At 67.2% G+C, this 17723-nt stretch carries 9 protein-coding genes; 4 read left to right on the forward strand and 5 right to left on the reverse strand.

The genetic code is table 11. The annotated features are described in order from the left end of the window. Positions 1-2: 2 nt before the first annotated feature. Positions 3-5915, reverse strand: a complete 5913-nt coding sequence (locus ACP159_RS24255) for a glycosyltransferase (protein ID WP_425102312.1) — start codon at positions 5913-5915, stop codon at positions 3-5. A 117-nt stretch (positions 5916-6032) separates the two neighbouring features. On the opposite strand from ACP159_RS24255, the gene ACP159_RS24260 reads away from it, so the two are divergent. Together ACP159_RS24260 and ACP159_RS24265 are read left to right on the forward strand one after the other, a co-directional pair. Further along, on the forward strand, positions 6033-6788 hold the full coding sequence (locus ACP159_RS24260; protein WP_425102313.1) for a hypothetical protein: 756 nt from the start codon (positions 6033-6035) through the stop codon (positions 6786-6788). 105 nt (positions 6789-6893) lie between these two features. After that, positions 6894-7781, forward strand: coding sequence for a hypothetical protein (locus ACP159_RS24265; protein ID WP_425102314.1), 888 nt, complete (start codon positions 6894-6896; stop codon positions 7779-7781). Here ACP159_RS24265 and ACP159_RS24270 read toward each other — a convergent pair whose 3' ends face one another. Continuing rightward, positions 7782-9758, reverse strand: a complete 1977-nt coding sequence (locus ACP159_RS24270; protein ID WP_425102315.1) for a glycosyltransferase family protein — start codon at positions 9756-9758, stop codon at positions 7782-7784. It abuts the gene before it with no gap. A gap of 360 nt (positions 9759-10118) precedes the next feature. On the opposite strand from ACP159_RS24270, the gene ACP159_RS24275 reads away from it, so the two are divergent. Then, the gene (locus ACP159_RS24275; RefSeq protein WP_425102316.1) at positions 10119-11378 is read left to right on the forward strand and encodes a tail fiber domain-containing protein; all 1260 of its coding nucleotides are present in this window, start codon (positions 10119-10121) and stop codon (positions 11376-11378) included. Between the two features lie 70 nt (positions 11379-11448). Here ACP159_RS24275 and ACP159_RS24280 read toward each other — a convergent pair whose 3' ends face one another. Beyond that, entirely contained in the window at positions 11449-14313 is a 2865-nt protein-coding gene (locus ACP159_RS24280; protein ID WP_425102317.1) for a calcium-binding protein, read from the reverse strand. A gap of 295 nt (positions 14314-14608) precedes the next feature. Then, complete coding sequence (locus ACP159_RS24285; protein WP_425102318.1) at positions 14609-16066, reverse strand: hypothetical protein; 1458 nt, start codon at positions 16064-16066, stop codon at positions 14609-14611. 140 nt (positions 16067-16206) lie between these two features. On the opposite strand from ACP159_RS24285, the gene ACP159_RS24290 reads away from it, so the two are divergent. Beyond that, on the forward strand, positions 16207-16386 hold the full coding sequence (locus tag ACP159_RS24290) for a hypothetical protein (RefSeq protein ID WP_425102319.1): 180 nt from the start codon (positions 16207-16209) through the stop codon (positions 16384-16386). Between the two features lie 75 nt (positions 16387-16461). On the opposite strand, the gene ACP159_RS24295 is transcribed toward ACP159_RS24290, so the two are convergent. Beyond that, positions 16462-17642, reverse strand: a protein-coding gene (locus ACP159_RS24295) for an IS3 family transposase (RefSeq protein WP_425098180.1) whose coding sequence is annotated in 2 segments (ribosomal slippage) — positions 16462-17345 and positions 17345-17642 — 1182 coding nt in all. Because the reading frame shifts where the segments join, the coding sequence is not laid out codon by codon here. Positions 17643-17723 lie beyond the last annotated feature (81 nt).

The raw sequence follows: 17723 nt of genomic DNA on the forward strand, positions 1-17723 counted from the left end.
CCTCAGCCGGTGGGCGGGGCCAGCCGGGCACGCACGAAATCGCAGTCCGTCCAGCGCACCGAGAGGTCCGGATCAAAGATCACGCTGCGCCCTTCGGAGGCGAGGGCGAGGTATTTGCGGTATTCCTCCGCGTCGTTGAAATGCTGGCGCCGTGTGACTTCGGTCTGCGCCTTCTCGCGGAAAGCGGCGTTGTACTTGAAATGGGCGAAGAGCAGCTCGCGCCGGGCGAGTTTGACGTCGCCGACGTAATGCAGCCCGTCCGAGAGCCGCATGAAGGGGTGATACTTCAGGAGCGCCAGCTTCTGCGCCACGAAGAGCGTCGCCCGCGAGCCGGGGATCAGCCGGTGGCGCAGGGCGGAGGTCCAGGTGGGGCGGTCGGAGTAGGGGCCGCGCACGGAGGTATTGGTCAGGAAAGGCTGCGCATCGCAGAACCCGGCCTCCGCGAAGGGATCGCCGCTGGCGAAATCGACGGCTTCGAGCGGCCCTTCGGGATACATGTCGAGCATGAAGATGCGCGCCGCCTCGGCCTCTGCGAAAGCCTCGGTTTCCAGAAGATCGGGCAGGGATAGAGACTGTTTTACGTCCAGCACGAGCAACTCGTCCGCATCCGCGACCAGAGACCACTTGCCCGTCCGGAAGGCGGCGATCATCGCCTGTTGCCAGGCCACGCCGTAGTGGGACAGCTTGTAATCGGTATCGACGGAGAAGAGCGCGACGTCTGGTTGGTCGAGCAGGTATTCGCGGGTGCCGTCGTCGGAGGCGTTGTCCGCCACGAGGAAGCTGGCGACGCCCATGCGGCGGTAATGCGCGAGGAAATGCGGCAGCATGAACATCTCGTTGCGCATGACGGCGACGACGGCGATGTCGGCGGCCTTGGCCCGGTCGATCGTGTGCAGGGGCGAAATGAGTTCGAGCGCGTTGCTCTGGTAGCCGAGCCTCGCACCCTGGTAGCTTGGCCAGATCTTCGGCGGGTAAAGGCCGGGGGTTTTGAGGCGCTCCAGCGCGAAGGGCTGGTCCTTTTCGGTGTCGAGGTGGATCAGCTGCAGGGGCGCGGTCGGCCCGGGGAAGAAGCTGTTGACCCAGGAGGCAACGGGGGTTGCGGCGCCGAAGGTGCGACGGCGGACGGAGACGCGGTAATCCTCGTCGGCCACATGGATGCCGCGCAGGGCGAGCAGGTCGCCCAGCATCTTGTCTTCCATGAAGGAGAGGCCGATGAGCCGTTGCCCCTCGGGGCTTTGCGCGGCGTGCAGGGCCTCGCCCATGGCGCGGCGGCTCAGGGCGTAACCAGACCCGCCGTCGGCGTAGAAGGAGGGTTCCGGCGAGCGGTCGAGTTCGTGCTTTCCCCGTTCGGAGGCGGATTTGCCCTGATGCCAGGCCCGGTCCATCTGCCCGACGCCCCGGGTCAGCTTGCGGCCGTAGTAGTCGTGTTTGCGCCAGGTCAGGCTCTCGAAGAACAGCGGCGCGTTGAGGAAGCAGTCGTCGTCGATCTTCAGCATATGGCCGAAGTCGGTGTTGTCATGCACCCAGCGGATCGCGGCGAGGGTCTTCTGCGGCAGGCCCTCGTAATCGTCGGGGGCATCGAGGTGGACGATGTGCCCCTCCCGGCGTCCGTCGCCGTCGCCGATGACGACAATGTAAGGGATGTCCAGCGCCTCCAGCAGCGAGAGCCAGCCGCCTTGCAGGGCGGGGATGCGGGAGGCGAGGTAGGGTTTGCAGGAGAAGACCACGACAAGCGTGTCGTAGAGCGGGGTGTGCGAGGTCAGGTCCGGATTGGCGGGCAGCTCCGGTCTGCCAAGGACGTGCGCGAGCGGGTCGTCGTCAGACAGGCGGGCCAGCGCGGCGCGGGGGGCGGGGGCGTCCTTGAGGGTCTGCATTTCGTCTTCGGAGAAGCCAGCGAGGCGGTCCGCCAGCCATGTTCCGACCGCCTCCGGTGCCTTGTCCCGCAGCAATAGGGCGAGGCCGATGCCGAGGAAGCCGTGGGCGGGGCCGGAGAGGCGGGTGCAGAGGGCCAGAACAGTCTCTATCTCGCCTGAATTCGGGGCCTCCGGCCCATGCAGAAGGGCGTTCACGCGCTGGCCCAGATCCCGTTGCAGGGCGCTGTAGGGGGCTTCGGGCGTGGGGGCGTAGAGCTTTGGCAGGGCAGAGGCGGCGAGGTCCGAGACCTCCGCGGGCACCGCCGCGCTGCCGGGGCAGGCCATGTGGCGCAGGGCGGCGAGGTCCGGGGTTTTGGCGTGTTGCAGGAGGGCATCGGCGCGGGTCTCGCCGGGCAGACCGGAGGGGCCGAGACGCTCGACGCGCAGGCGCGGCGCATCAGGGCAGCCGAGGTCCTCGAAAAAGCGCAGGGCGGCGTCCATCGCGGCGGGATCGGTGCCGGTCTCGATGGCGGAAAACAGTCTCTGTGCCAGCGCGATACGCGGATCGGGGGCCTGCCCGGCGGGGCCACGCTCCGCCATCAGACGCCAGAACAGCCGCGACAGGCCATAGGCCTGCAGCACGCTCCGGACCACCTCGCGCCCGAGGAAATCGTCGCGCTTCAGGTCCAGCAGCAGGGTGACGGCGGCCCCGGTCAACTCGCGGCAGGGGGTGCGGTCCCAGTAGTGCCCGGCGCGCTGTGTCAGCAGCGTGAGGAAGGCGCGGATCAGGGCGGCGCGGGCCTCCTCCGGCATCGCGTCATCGGTGGCGGCCTGCCGGATCGTCCAGGCGATCGGCGGCGTCAGGATCCAGCCCGGGGAGGGGTAGGCGATGGTCTCCAGCGCCTTTGCGGCGTCGGCATGGCGGCGGGCTTTCAGCAGGTAGGGCAGCAGGGCGGAGAGGCTCCAGGGGTCCTTCGGCAGGGGCATCTCTGCGAGGCCGGAGGCGGCGGCCTGCGCGTGCAGCCCGTCGAAATCGCTGCCCTCGCGGCAGAAGATGTCCGTCAGTGCGAGGAAAAGCCCGCGTTGCGGCGCAGGCGGCAGGGTCAGTTCCCGCACCACGTCGAGCGGATCGGGGGCGGGCGTGACCTGCTGGCTCAGGGCCAACCGGGCCAGGGCGGCGTCGATGCGCTCCGCGTCGCTGATCCCGGGGGGGAGGGGTTTGGGTGCCTCCCCGGCGGCGGGGGCGATGTAGGCGCCAAGACCGTAGTGCTCCGCAAGCCGTGCCAGCGCGGCGCGGGTCTCGGGCTTGAGCAGCGGCTGGAGCCCTGCGTGGCGGATGTGGTCGAAGAGGTTCAGAACCAGCGTGCCGTCGGCGGGGCCGGGGGGCGCGGTCATCAGCGCGTCGATGCGGGCGGCGAGATCGGCGCGGGTGAGGGTGAAGGCTTCGGCGTTGCCGTCCAGCAGGACCAGCGGCGCATCGGGGGCGAGGCCCTGCCAGTGACGGCCCGGCAGATCGACGAGGGAGCCGGTGCCGGAGAGGGTGTTTTGGGGCGTAACAGAGACTGTTTCGCCCGAATGCGGCAGGGTGAGGGTCGCGGGCAGTGGGCCGCTGCAGCGCAGTTGCAGGCGCGGATCGAGCGCCAGCGCCGGACCGGCCTCGGCGGGCAGGATGTCGAGCGGCGTGACGCCGCCCTGCGTGGCCAGCCAGGCGATGCGGTCGAGCCCGGTGAGCCCGGCGCGGTTGCGGGCGGTGCGTTTGCCAAGGCGCAGCACCTCCGCGCCGTCCACCGTGACGCGCACGACGGGCGGCGTGATCTCGACGCAGACCGTGACGCCGGTTTTCGGCAGGGCGAAGGGGAAGGGCCGCTCTGCCCGCCAGGCCCCGTCCGGGCGGCTGTCGTTGGCGACGATCACGCCGTCCTTCTGGCGCAGCGAGAGGTGAAAGGGCACCTCCACCCCATCCTCCGCGACGAAGGAGAGATTGGCGAAGGGATCGGCGTGGAAGTCGGCGCGGAAGCGGAACAGGCCGCGGCCCCGCAGGGGGAAGGCGTAGAGCAGGTGCTCGCCCCGCGTGGCCTCGCCGCTTTGGGTGGGCGGTGCCTCGCCGGGCGCGTCCGGGGAGAGGCCGGAGACATGCGGCACCAGCGGTGCGCCCCTGAGCAGCGCGGCGGGGTTCAGCAGGCGGGCGAGCCCCGGCCCGAAGGAGGGATCGAAGCCGGCGGGATCGCGCTGCGCCCCGGTCAGGCCCCGGGTCAGCGCCCCGGCCATCATGCCGCCGAGGACCATGGCCTTGCCGGGTTTCGAGCCGGGCAGGCCGAAGCTGACCTGATCGCGCAGGGCGCGGGCATAGAGGCGGCGCTGCCAGCCTTTCGGCAGGCGGGTTTTTACGCTCTCGGGCAGGGCGCGGATGAGGGCGTCATGGCCCTTGGCGAGGGCGCGGCTGCTGTGCGGCGTCTGCCGACCGCGTGCGCCGTCCGGCGCGAGGTCCAGCGCCAGCCCCGGCCAGTCGACATAGGCGCAGGGGCCAGCGAGCGGCGCGGCGAGGCAGAGCGCCCAATGCGGGCGCGGGCCCCTGGTGAAGCCGGGCAAGGCGGTGAGCGCGTCGCGCCGGAAGATCCGGGCCGAGAGCTCCGGCGCCATGCCGAGCACGGCGGCGGGGGTGAGGTCCAGAAGGCCCGCGGGCGGCGTGCCGCCGGGCAGGGCGCGCATGTCGTCGAAGCCGTTGTGGGGCAGGGCGTCCGCCTCGGTGCCCTGCCAGAACTGGCTCAGGCCGCTGTCCGCGCCGGTGCGCAGCATCGTCTCGACCCAGGCGTGCAGGGCGTAGGGTTTCAGCCGGTCGCCGGGGCGCAGGAAGCAGATGTAAGCGCCCTGCGCGGCCGCGAGGCCGGTGGCGAGGGCGGCGCTGAGGTCCGCGCCTTTCGGCGGCAGGAGGCGGGTGCCGGGGAAGCGCTGCGCCAGCGGCTGCGCCTGCGCCGAAGCGCTGACCAGCAGCACCTCGCGCCCCGGCCCGTCCTGCGCCGCGAGGCAGGCGAGGGTGGCTTCGAGCGCGGGCGCGTCTTCGCCGTCCCAGGGCAGGACCACGCTGAGCGGCAGCGTGCCGTCCATCTCCAGCCCCCAGGCGCGGGCGATGCCCTCGTCCCAGTCGGGGGTGAAAATCAGACCCTGTTCCTGCAGAAATGCCGCTGCGGCCCGGGCGAAGCGTGCCCGGCGCTCGGGGTCCTTCAACGCTCCGGAGCGTTCGAACAGCAGGCGCGAGGCGATGCGGGCGAAGGCTTCGTCGGCCCCCGGCTTGCCGCTGGCCATGACGGCCCGCATGTCCGTCAGGACGGAGAGCTGTTCGAAGACCCGCTCGTCGTCGCTGGTGGTGATCTGGCCGGGCCTGCCGCGTGTCTGGAGATAGAGCGGCTGCGGCAGGTGCAGGATGTGATCGGTGCGCAGCGCGGCGCGGTAGAAGAAGGTGTGATCCTCGAACCAGGTGCCTTCGTCGAAGCGCAGCCCCTCGATGAGGGACCGGCGGTAGAGCTTGTTCCAGGCGGAGGGGAAATGCCGGATGACATCGGACCAGTCCCGCAGCCCGTAGCGCCGGGTCACCGGATGCGCGCCCATCTCCGGGGCGTCATGGATGGCGGAATGCACCTGACTCGGGGAATCGGGAAAACAGGAGCGCACGGCGCAGGCCACCCAGTCGGCGCCGCTGGTCTCCAGCGCCTGCCAGAGCTGGCCGAGGTAATCGGGCGTCACCCGGTCGTCGCTGTCGACGAAGGCGATGAACCGGCCGCGTGCGGCGTCGAGCCCGGTGTTGCGGGCGCCGGAGAGGCCGCGGTTGTCCTGATGGATCAGCTGGAAGCGCGGATCCCCGCCGATGGCCTCTCGCGCCCGCGCCGCGCTTTGATCGGTGGAGCCGTCATCGACCACCAGCACCTCGAAGTCCGCCAGCGTCTGCGCCCCGAGGCTGGCGAGGCAGGCCGCCACATGGCCTTCGACGTTGTAGACGGGCACGATGACCGTGATCAGCGGCGCGGTCGGAGAAGCGGAGGAAGGCGTGGCCGGAACATGGGTCATGGTCCTCTTGTTCCGCATTGCCCGGGCAAGGTAAAGCCCATGGCGACCGGCGGCTTGCTCCCTCATGGCCAAGGTGCTACCCAGCCGCCCAATCGGCAGTCTTCCAAGGGTACGACGGTGAGCTTTCCCTACATTATCTGGACCATGCAGCGCACCGGCGGCACCACCCTCGCGACGCTGCTGGCGGAGCTGTCCGAACATCCGGGCGTGCAGCACGAGCCGTTCAACCAGGACCGGAAGTTCGGCCATGTGGTGACCCACTGGCAGGACCAGGAAAAGCTGCGGAGCGAGCTGGAAGAGGCGCTTGCCGCCCGCCCGGTGATCAAGCATTGCCACGAGCTGATGCCGCATGTGCTCAATGCCACGCTGATGGAGGTCTCCATCGCGCTCGGTTATCGCCACATCGTGCTGGAGCGCGGCGCGGAGGTGGACCGCATCCTGTCGCTGGAACTGGCCAAGATCACCGGCGCCTGGGGCAGCGACCAGGCGAAGCGCATCTACCGCCGCATCGAGGCGGGCGACATCGAGGTCGAGCCGATCGACATTCCCCGTGCGCTCGCCCACATGCGGCTCTGCGCCGAGCGCCGCGCCGTGCTCGAAGGGCTGTTCGACGCGCATGGCCAGAGCCCGTACCGGGTGCGCTTCGAGGATGTCTATACCGACCCGGCGGCCGGGCGCGGCCTCGTGGAGGACCTGCTGGGCTTTCTCGGCATCGACTACGCCGCCCGCGGCGATTTCGACGCGCTGGTGACGGAGGCGCTGCTGAAGAAGGGCCAGAACTCCGTGCGCGTGGCCGACGCGGTGCCGAATTACGCCGAGGCGCGGCTGCGCCTGACGGACGCGCTGGAAGGCGGTCCGGCCACGGCGCTCTGAGATCACTTACCATAACCCGCGTTATGGGGCTGCTTGGCGCTTGTCCCGCCGGGACCTGCCCGTTACCACCGCCGGGACCGAAGCGGGAGACGGGAAAGGCCGCCGATGACACAGCTGTCGATCGTCCTGAACACCTATGACATGGCGCGGGAGGCGCCGCGGACGCTGCGCTCGATGCTGCCGCCGCTGCAGCGCGAGGTGGCGCCGGGTGAATATGAGATCCTTGTCATCGACAACGGCTCCCCCGCGGCGCTGGCGCTGGACGGGATGGAGTTCGGCGGCATCGCGGTCCGCCTGATCCGGGTCGATCCGGCGCAGAGCCAGCCCTCCCCGGTCTTCGCCATCAACGCGGTCATCCGCGAGCAGGCGCGGGGCGCGGCGGTGATGGTCTGCATCGACGGGGCGCGGATGTTCAGCCCCTATCTCGTGCGCCGCACCCTCGATGCGCTGGCGCGGGCGCCCGGGGCCTTCACCTATGTCGGCTCGCGCCACCTTGGCCCGGATGTGCAGATGCGCTCGGTGCTGGCGGGCTATGACCAGGCGGAGGAGGACCGGCTGCTGGCGGGCTGCGGCTGGGAGGCGGATCTCGACCGGCTCAACGGGATCAGCGTCTGGGCCGGGGCGCATCGCTACGGCAACGCCTTTTCCCAGAACGAGAGCAATGCCTTCGCGGTGGAGCGGGAGCTGTGGCTGGACATGGGCGGCTACAACGAGGGGTTTGCCCGCGCCGGTGGCGGGCTGTGCAATCTCGAGGTCTTCAACCGCTTCACCGAGCGGCAGGACGCGCAGAACATCCTGCTGCTGGGCGAGACCACCTTCCACCAGGTGCATGGCGGCGCGGCGACCTCCGCCAGCGGCTTCTTCGCGGGCAGCAAGGACGAGTTCCGGCAGGCGGCGGGTTACGACTATCGCCTGCCGCGCTACGATTTCGAGGTCGACACCGGCCGGGCCTGGCGGCGCGAAGAGGCCGTGGGCAAGTGGTACTTCGGCTGATCAGCCGCGCAGGCCGGCCCGGATCGCGGCCAGCAGGGCGGCCTTCTGCGCCTCCGGGCCGAAGCGCTCCAGCGCCTGCCGGCGGGCGGCGCGGGCCAGGGTGGCGCGGGTGTCCGGGCTGTCGATCAGCCGCGAAAGACGGTCCAGCCACTCCGCTTCGGTGGCGGCGAGAAACCCGGTGACGCCGTCCTCGATGGCGGCGGCGAAGGGCGGCGTGGGGCTGGCCACGGTGGGCACGCCGACGAGGGCGGCCTCGAAATACTTCAGCTCGCTCTTGGCGTCGCAGAACGGATTGCCCGGCTCCAGCGGCGCGAGGTTGATGGCGATGTCCGAGAGCGCCTGCGGCAGGTCCTCGAAGGGCACCTCGGGGCGGTGCTCGATCTGGCCGCGCACCGCGTCCAGCGCCGCAAAGCGGCTGGCCTCGATATGGCCGATCAGGGTCAGGCGCAGGTTCGGGTGGCGGTGCAGAAGGTCCGCCAGCACCGGCGCGAGCGGGGCGAAATCGCGGTCATGGGACGGCGAGCCGCTGGCGTAGCCGATGCGCAGCAGGCCGTCATCGGGCCGGGACAGGGCCTGTTTCAGCCCCTCCTCCGCGCGGCGGATGCGCCCGGCGGCGAGGCCGTTGGGCACCACCTGCACGGCGGGGTTGACGCGGCGGGCGTGTTCGGCCAGCGCCTCCGTCGAGACCCAGGCCCCGTCCGCCTCCGCCAGTGCGCGGCGATAGTTCTCCGCGCGCGCCTCCCAGAGGGCCCGCTGCGGCGGCGGCAGGCTGTCGAGATAGGCGATGTACCCGGGTTTCATGTACGCCGGGTCGAAGACCAGGTCGTCGATGTCGAAGATCACCGGCACGCCGCGTGCCTGTGCCGCGCTGTAGAGCGCCTCCACCGGCGGCGACCATTCGGCGCGGAACAGCACGATCAGGTCCGAGTCCGCGGCGAGGGCCTCCGGGTCGTCCGTGCCGAGCGTGGCGAGGGCGGCGGCGACGGGGGTGGTCATCAGGCTCTCGAGGCGGTTCTGCACCCGGTAGATATGCCCCTTGGACTGCGGCGCGCCGGAGAGGAAGGTGACCTGTCTCTGCGGCAGGTCCATCGCCGCGGCGAAGCGGCGTTCGAGCCGGACCAGCGCCGCGCCGGTCTCCTGCGGATGGGTGGCGGCGGCGCCGCGCGCGGCGTCGGTCTCCGCCGTGAGGCTGTCGAGGCGGGCAAGGTCGGCGTCCAGCGCGGCGGGGTCCGGGGCGCCGTCCCGCAGCCGGGCATGGATGCCATCGGCGAAGCGGGCGCTGGCCCAGCCCGCCCCCGCCCCGCCGCGCTGGCGGTGCAGGGCGGGATCGACGGCGGTTGCCCCCTCGGGCATCGTCAGCGGCAGGTCCGCCGCGCGGATGGCGCGGGCCAGCGTGCCCCGCGGATCGGCCAGCAGGTCCGGGAAGTCGATGAAGGCGCGGGGCACCCCGCGCGCGTGACGCTCGGCCTCGAGCATGGAACGCGCGGTCAGCACATGCGCCCGGGTGGCGCCGAGCAGGGCGGCGGGGCGGAAGGCGGTGGTGTGGATGCGCTGGAACAGCGAGCCGGCCACCTCGGCGGGCGCGCGCAGCGCGATCAGCACCCGGGTCTCGATCCCCAGCCGCCGCGCCGCGCCGAGCCAGAGCGGCATCAGCCGCGACAGCCGCGGGTCCTTCATGGCGATGCAGCCGCCGCCTTCGCAGATCGCCGCGAGGGTCCGGTCGATCTCCGCTCCGAACGCCGCGTCGAGCCTGTCCAGGGTCTCCGCCGCCAGCGCCCGGTCATCGCACCAGCTGTGCCCGGCGGCGGCCAGCATCCGGTTGTCGAGCCGCACCACGTCCCGCGCTTCCCAGTAGCCGGTGGGATTGTCCGCGTTGCCCGGCAGCATCTCCCCCGGAATCCGCGCCCCGGCATCCTTCAGCAGGCGCATCAGCACGGAGGTTCCGCTGCGGTGCATGCCGGCGACGACGATCAGCAAGGCGACGTGTTCCTTTCCCCGGGATGGCATCGGCCGAGGCGATGGTCCGGCTCTCTCCCCACAGGCTATAGGCAGCCCCGCCCCGGAGTGCGACCGCTTTTTGCCCCGGGCGGGCGCCACATAAAACACTCTGGTGACAGAAAATTCGCTATGACTCCGCCCTGACTGGGGTTACCTTGGGTCAAATTGTGCTTCGGATCACAATCCGGGCACAGTTCTGTGTGATAGGATCCGGGCGCGAAGAGCGTGATTCTAGGTCAGCGGTGCAACGGGATCCGGGAGCGCCCCGAAGCGGCACCAGGACCACGCCACGAGGGATACGCGGGGGGAGGGACCCCGTTGAACAACAGGAGATTTGTCATGTCCATTCATTTGTCTGGCCTCAGGGCCGCCGCCTTTGGTGCCACCGCCCTTGTCGCCCTTGCCGGCGCGGCCGCGGCGGATCAGGTCATCCTTGACGATCTGATCGTCGACGGCTCCTTCTGCGTCGGCTTCGACTGCGTCAACGGCGAGGCCTTCGGCTTCGACACCATCCGCATGAAAGAGAACAACGTCCGCATCAAGGCGGACGACACCTCGAGTTCGGGCAGCTTCCCGAACGTCGACTGGCAGCTGACCTTCAACGACAGCTCCAACGGCGGCGCCAACAAGTTCTCCATCGACGACATCACGAATGGCCGCACGCCGTTCACCATCGAGGCGAACACCCGCTCGAACCAGCTGTACCTGTCGGACAGCAACAAGGTCGGCTTCGGCACCTCGACGCCGGTGCTCGATCTGCACATCAAGCAGGGCAATACCCCGTCGATCCGTCTCGAGCAGGACGGCACCTCGGGTTTCCAGGCCCAGACCTGGGACGTGGCGGCCAACGAGACCAACTTCTTCGTGCGCGACGCCTCGAACGGATCCAAGCTGCCGTTCAAGGTCTTCCCGAACGCGCCGACCAACGCGCTGATCATCGAAGGCACGACCGGCGATGTCGGCATGGGCATCGCCTCGCCCACCTCCGCGGTACACGTCTTCCGCAGCGCCGGCGCGGCGCTCGACGCGGTGAAGGTCTCCAACACCGGCGGCTCCTTCATGACCTTCGAGAACCGCACCACCGGCAGAAGCTGGTTCTTCACCCATGAGAACGCGGCGACCGGCCGCTTCATCATCTCGCGGGACGATGCCGGGGCCGAGGGCATGTTCGTCGGGGCCGACGGCACCTTCCGCGTGGGCGGCGATGCCACCCCGGCGACGGGCGGCATGTCGCTCGATGCGGCGGGCAACCTGACCATCGGCGGCACCCTGTCGGAGAGCTCGGACAAGAACGCCAAGATGGCCATCGTGCCGGTCGACGGCGCCGAGGTGCTGGCCAAGGTCGCGGCGCTGCCGCTGAGCAGTTGGACCTACATCCACGATGCCGATGCCGGCGTGCGCCACATCGGCCCGATGGCGCAGGACTTCCGCGCCGCCTTCGGCCTCGGGCACAACGACACCACGATCTCGACGCTGGACACCGCCGGCGTGGCGCTGGCCGCCATCCAGGAGCTGAACGCGCAGAACGCGGCGCAGCAGGCGCTGATCGCCGAGCTGTCGGCGCGCATCCAGCAACTCGAAGAGACCGTCGCCGACTGATCCCGGCATCCTCGGAACAAAGCAGCGCCGCCCTGCGAGGGGCGGCGTTTTCCGTTTGGCGCGGGGAGGCTCAGGCGAACCAGAAGTCGCCCGGGGTCATCTGGGACAGCTGGGTGTTCATCAGGGTGACATCGCCGCCCGGCAGGTGCAGCACCACGTTGGCGCCGACCTGGTCCATGTCCAGCTGCTGGAACGTCCAGATCGCGCCGTGCTGGATCTTGATCACGTCGACGCCGTCCTCGAAGTCGAGGATGGTGTCCGCGCCATGCAGCCCGGCAAAGACGAAGGTGTCGGCCCCGGCCCCGCCGGTGAGCACGTCGTTGCCCGCGCCGCCCGCCAGCTCGTCGTTGCCGCCGCCGCCGTTCAGCGTGTCGTTGCCGGTGTAGCCGCCCAGGGTGTCGTTGCCCCAGCCGCCGTTCAGCACGTCGTTGCCGGTGTTGCCCCAGATCTGGTCGTTGCCGCTCTCGCCGTAGAGCGTGTCGTCGCCGGAGAAGCCGCCGACCGTGTCGTCGCCATCGCCGCCGTAGAGCAGGTCGTCGTCGTTGCCGCCCCAGACCAGGTCGTTGCCGAGACCGCCCCAGAAGGTGTCGTCGCCGTTGCCGCCGCCCATGATGTCATGGCCCCAGCCGCCCCAGCCCCGGTCGTTGCCGTCCCCGCCCCAGACCGCGTCCGCCCCGTCGTCGCCGTAGAGGGTGTCGTCGCCCGCGCCCCCGGCCACCGTGTCGTTGCCCGCGCCGCCGGTCAGCAGGTCGGCATCGTTGCCGCCCCAGATGTCGTCGTTGCCGGTGCCGCCGTCGATGGTGTCCCGGCCGTCCGCGCCGGAGAGCGTGTCGTCGCCGCTGCCGCCGCCGATCAGGTCGTCCCCGGCATCGCCGTACAGCAGGTCGTCGCCGGTGTAGCCGCCCAGGGTGTCGTTGCCCGCCCCGCCCCAGCCGCTGTCGTTGCCGGTGTTGCCCCAGATCTGGTCGTCGCCGGTGCCGCCGTAGAGCCTGTCGTTGCCGGCAAAGCCGCCGACGGTGTCGTTGCCGTCGTCGCCGTGCAGCTCGTCGTCGTCGTTGCCGCCCCAGACCAGGTCGTCGCCGTCCTGGCCCCAGAAGCTGTCGTTGCCGTTGCCGCCGCCCAGGGTGTCGTTGCCGGTGCCGCCCCAGGCCCGGTCATGACCATCGGCGCCCCAGAGTTCGTCGTCGCCGCTGTCGCCGAACATCAGGTCGTTGCCCGCGCCCGCGCCGATGGTGTCGTCATCGGCCCCGCCGCGCACCGTGTCATTGCCGTCGCCGGACCAGATCTCGTCGGCGCCGCCCTCCCCGAGGAGGCTGTCATGGCCCGCGTCGCCGGTGATGGTATCGCCGAGGAAGGTGCCGGTCAGCACGTCGTTGCCGGCGGTGCCGGGCAGCAGCTTTCCGCTCGGCGGCGGCGAGGGCATGATGTGATCGGCCCAGGGGAAGCCGGTCGGGAAGAGATGCGCCTCGGTCAGCGGACCACCCCCGGCGGAGCGCACCTCGATGGTGGTGCCGCGGATGGTGATCAGCGCGCCCCAGGCGGTGGAGGTGATGGTCAGCTGCGCGGTCGAGCGCAGCATGGTGATGCCCGAGAGGTCGAGGCTGTCCTGGCCGGGCTGGAAATCCATGATCCGCACGCGCTGCGCCGCGTCGGTCTCGGAGATCACGAAGATGTCCTCGCCGCCGCCGCCGTAGAGCGTCGCGCCCCCTGCCCCGGCCACGAGGATGTCCTTGCCGCCGAAGCCGTAGAGCGTGTCATGCCCGGTCTGGCCCGCCTCCAGCAGGTCGTCGCCCATGGTGCCGTCGAGCCGGGTGCTGCCGCTGCCGGTGTCGCGGATCACCGCCCCGAGGGTGCCGAGCGGGATGTTGAGCTGCGTGATGCCATCGTCGGTGCCGCTGGTGACGAAGACCTGCAGCGTGCTGCCGACCACATCCGCGGCGATGGCGGTGACGTTCTCCAGCCCGAGGCCGATGTCGTGCTCCAGCGTCTCGAGGTGTAGGAGCCGCCCGTCCGGCAGCAGCGTGAACAGGCTCAGCCCGTCGTCCGCCCCGCCCGCGATCACGAAGACCTGGCCCTTGTGCTCGACCACCGCCAGCGCATCGACGCCGCCGAAGCGGGTGCTGAGCCCGTCGATCACGTGATCGACCGGGGCCAGCCCGCCGCCGGGGGTGACCCGGAACACGCTGAGCGAGGAGCTGCCCGCCGCCGCCACGATGGCCCAGGTGGCCCCGAAGGCCTGCACCGTCTCCAGCGCCGTGGGCGTGGCGATGCCCATGCCCTTCCCCGCGCCCTCGTAGTCCACGGGGGTGAGCGCGCCGGTGGTGCCGTCGATGGCATAGCTCAGGAGCCCGCCGCGCGTCAGGTCCGTGGCCAGAAGGATCTCCTGTCCGCCGACGCGGGCGATCTCGAGGTCGACCCCGACGCCGAGGTCATAGGCCGCCCCGCTGCGGGTGAGGGTGCCCCCGGCATTCGGCAGGTAGGTGCAGAGCAAGCCGGTGGCGGAATCGACGACATAGAGCGCCCCCCAGGCGCTGCCGGAACAGGCGATGTCCGAGATGTTCCAGGTGCCCGCGGTCAGCCCGCCGGTCTGGTCGAGGAAATTGATCTGGCCGTCGCTGCCGACCTGGTAGCCGCGCAGGGTGCCGCCCCCGGTGGGCGCGCCGCCGCCGAAGAGCAGCTGCGGCGTGCCGTCCACCACCGCGTAGTGCAGCATGTCGCCCGCCGTGCCACCCAGCCAGGACGGGAAATAGACCCGGTCGAGCACCCGGGCGGTGGCGCCGCCCGGGTTGAGCGTATAGGCGGTGATCCCGCCCCCCTGCCCGGTGCCCGCATAGAGCACGCTGCCCGCCGGACCGCTGACGATCTCCAGCGCTTGCAGGTTGTTGTCGAGAAACGGATCCCCGGTGCCGAAACGGCCCTTCCAGTCGAGATACATGCCAAGGCCCCCACGGCTGTTGCACGGAGGCAGGAATGCGGGGGCAAGACGGGCTCAGGGCGCCGGGATTGGGGCGAAACCGGGCCTTTTATTTAGGGTTTGTTTTAACTGGGGGGTGATGGGTTGCGCGTAAGGCGGTTGATGGGACGTTTCAGCCGATAGACTTCGCGACCCGGTGAAAACGGTGGTTTTCGCCGGTAACAGAAACGTACGGGTTTTGGCCAGTTTTTCAGTCTTATCCTTCTATTTGAGAGACAAGATGACAAAAATCAATTTTTTTTGAACTTGATCAGCTTCATTGTAGCGCAACTTTTGAAAATGCGCCACGACTGATGAGAATATCTACTAGGTGTGGAAAGTAGCTGGTAAAGGCGTTTATTCCGTCTGGTTGATCTAAAATGAAATCGACCATTGCTAATCTGCTACAAGGCACCCCCTGCAGCGTTCCCGTGAACTCGCGCCGCTTATCTCGCGCGGAATTGTCCCTTAGCGCATTCAGATGAGATCGATCTTCGTCACAAGTAACAACGGCTAAAATCCCTATTTCTCCTGAAGGGTTGTCTAAGAATACATCGGTAAAAAAGATGTTTAATTTAGCCAGATTAACTGCCCCAAGCTCTTCCATAAAACCGCGTTCGACGACACTGGGCAAGTCAACTTCATCGGATTCGTGAGGACAGTCTTCTTGTACTATTCCCTCATTTACGGCCAAATGAAATCTTCCATGCTGCATTTCATTTGATGTCGACGATGCAGTTCGAGTCAGGACCACTTCGGTCATAGCTTCCTGGGCCACTGAAATAACAAAGCAGTTCAGACCGATGGAAGTCGAAAAATGGGGACAGTGATAAAGCTGCTCACCGACGGTCAGAGTGGGGTAGCGCGACATATCCGCGAATGCTTTGGGATGTTCAACGCGCAATTGGCGGTATACTCTAGCCATGACTGTTTTCGTAAAAAAATCTGTATCATAAAGCATAACTTTGCATGCGCCTGTTTCCAGGTGTCCAGTTGGTACAAATTCTTCGATGCTCCAAACACCAAACTTTTTCTTGTTGTAGGGCTTTTCGCGTACGGCAGCGCTTTGAAACTTCGACAATATTTGTTCGGACACAATCATACGGTGTCGCTCAATGAGTTCATTGACCAATCCAGCAGGAAATGGTCCGTTCAGATCATACTCTTCGTTGAATAGCTTTAAGCTTTCGGTGTGGGTGTCATACTTGACGCGACCTGATTGTGCCGCTGCCAATAGTTCGTCGCTTGGCGGCACGAAAAATGAAGTCTTACTAGATTTTAGGACTAGTTCTTGTGGCTGAAACCCCACCAGCCTAGAGCCCAGCCGACCACCCCATGCAAGTGCCGTAAAGTCCTTCCGTACTGCGCTAAGAGCAGCATTCCATAGATCACGACGAGAATAGACCTTTCTAGAGAACTCTTTCTCAATATCATCAAGTTTGCGCTTGGCTTCATTCGAATGCCTAAAGGCGATTTCAAGACGCGAACGTACTGCTGCTGCGTTCCTACGGCCCCGTGGTGCGAACAGTTTGAGTAAGTCTTGAAAGTTCTTGTGACTTGGTACAGTCCCGTTTCGCCAATTGGAAACAGTGTTGCGAGTAACGTCTAGTTCAAGTGCCAGCTCATCTGTGGTCCAACCTTCGCCTGGTTGACGATCTTTCAGACCATGCCCAGCCTCCATGACTTCGATCAGTGCTTCTGCGAAGAAGGGTTGGAGCTTTGGGTGATTTCTCATTTATTTTTTCGCTTTTTTATCAGATGATTACGCGACTACATTTACCAACGACTTGGTGAATCCGCTTCACGCTTGTCGGAGACATCACCGTCCTCGGCCACAGTTGCAGAACAGTCCAGGTATCGCAATAGGAGGCGGTGATGAAAGTTCTGAAGAAGGTGGTAGAGGACATCTACAAGAAGATTGATACAGTTCGCGTAGGCTACCTGAGTGTTTCTGGTGTCTACATGGCCTATGCGATGCATCTTATCGATGGCTCTTTGTTGGGTGCTGCAGTTAGCCTGATATATTTCGTGTTTGCTATCCTGAGTGTTCACTAATTGTGAGGGCAATTATATTGCCCTCACAACGCTGTATGAGCTACTCCCCATCTTTTGGCCAGTTTCCGGGGTGGTTTAAGCTACTCTCTGCCCCTGCTGGTCGGTTTCGATCTGGTTGAAGTAGACCACGGCGGGCGGCTGTCCGCCATGGGCGGCGTGAGGCCGCTGGTGGTTGTAGAAGGTGATCCATTGGCCAACCCCGGCCTTCGCCTGCGAGCCCGTCTCCCAGGCGTGCAGATAGACGCACTCATACTTCAGGGACCGCCAGAGGCGTTCGATGAAGATGTTGTCGAGACACCGGCCCTTGCCGTCCATCGAGATCCGGGTGCCGATCCGTTTCAGCCGGTCGGTCCAGGCGAAGGACGTGAACTGCGACCCCTGATCGGTATTCATGATCTCGGGCGGGCCGAAGCGGTGGACCGCCTCGTTCAGCGCCTCGACGCAGAAGTCGGCTTCGAGCGTGTTCGAGATGCGCCAAGTCAGCACCTTGCGGGTGAACCAGTCCATGATGGCAACCAGGTAGAGGAAGCCCCGCCGCATCGGAAGGTACGTGATGTCGGCGCACCAGACCTGGTTGGGCCGTTCCACCCGCAGGCCACCCAACAGGTAGGGGTAGGTTTTGTGCCCCTTGGCCGGTTTGCTGGTGTTCGGCTTCTGATAAATCGGCATCAAACGCATGAGCCGCATCAGCCGCCGGATACGCTTCACGTTCACAGCGTGGCCCTCGTTCTGCAGGTGCCAGGTCATTTGTTGGACGCCGTAGAACGGGGTTTCGAGGAACTGCCGGTCGATCAGTTGCATGAGCGCCAGGTTCACTGCGGTCTCGCCCAGCGGTGCGTAGTAGAACGACGACCGCGAGATCGACAGCAGGCGGCATTGCGCCCCGACCGACAGCGTGGGGTGAGAGCGTTCGATCATCCCGCGCCTCACTTGCCGGTCCAAGGCTTGAGCTTTCTGGACAAAAAATCGTTGGCGACGGCCAGTTCCCCGATCTTGGCGTGAAGCGACCGCACCGTCTCCTCGTCGACCTCGGCCTTCTTCTTCCCGCCGCGCTCGAAAATGTCAGATGCGCCTTCAAGCAGCGCGCTCGCCATTGTTCTTGAACCAATGGCGCACAATGGCTCGCTCCACTGATGGATCATGGTCGGATGCACGCCGTATTCCGCGGCCAGCTCCGACACCGTGCGCTCGCCCTTCAGGGCTTCCAGCGCCACGCGAGCCTTGAAGCCCGCGTCATGGTTCCTGCGTTTCGACATGTTCTGATCTCCTCGTTCTTAGAGACCAGCAGACGTCAGATAGTAGCTTCCGTCACTGTCCGATTTTCGGGGAGGAGCTCA

Origin of the sequence: Tropicibacter sp. S64 (genome assembly GCF_049803835.1) — a bacterium.
GTDB lineage: Bacteria > Pseudomonadota > Alphaproteobacteria > Rhodobacterales > Rhodobacteraceae > Pacificoceanicola.

What these genes read in the sequence shown, in the direction of transcription:
- ACP159_RS24255 (WP_425102312.1), bottom strand. Translation starts at nt 5,915, where the DNA reads ATGACCCATGTTCCGGCCACGCCTTCCTCCGCTTCTCCGACCGCGCCG.
- ACP159_RS24265 (WP_425102314.1), top strand. Translation starts at nt 6,894, where the DNA reads ATGACACAGCTGTCGATCGTCCTGAACACCTATGACATGGCGCGGGAG.
- ACP159_RS24275 (WP_425102316.1), top strand. Translation starts at nt 10,119, where the DNA reads ATGTCCATTCATTTGTCTGGCCTCAGGGCCGCCGCCTTTGGTGCCACC.
- ACP159_RS24280 (WP_425102317.1), bottom strand. Translation starts at nt 14,313, where the DNA reads ATGTATCTCGACTGGAAGGGCCGTTTCGGCACCGGGGATCCGTTTCTC.
- ACP159_RS24285 (WP_425102318.1), bottom strand. Translation starts at nt 16,066, where the DNA reads ATGAGAAATCACCCAAAGCTCCAACCCTTCTTCGCAGAAGCACTGATC.
- ACP159_RS24290 (WP_425102319.1), top strand. Translation starts at nt 16,207, where the DNA reads ATGAAAGTTCTGAAGAAGGTGGTAGAGGACATCTACAAGAAGATTGAT.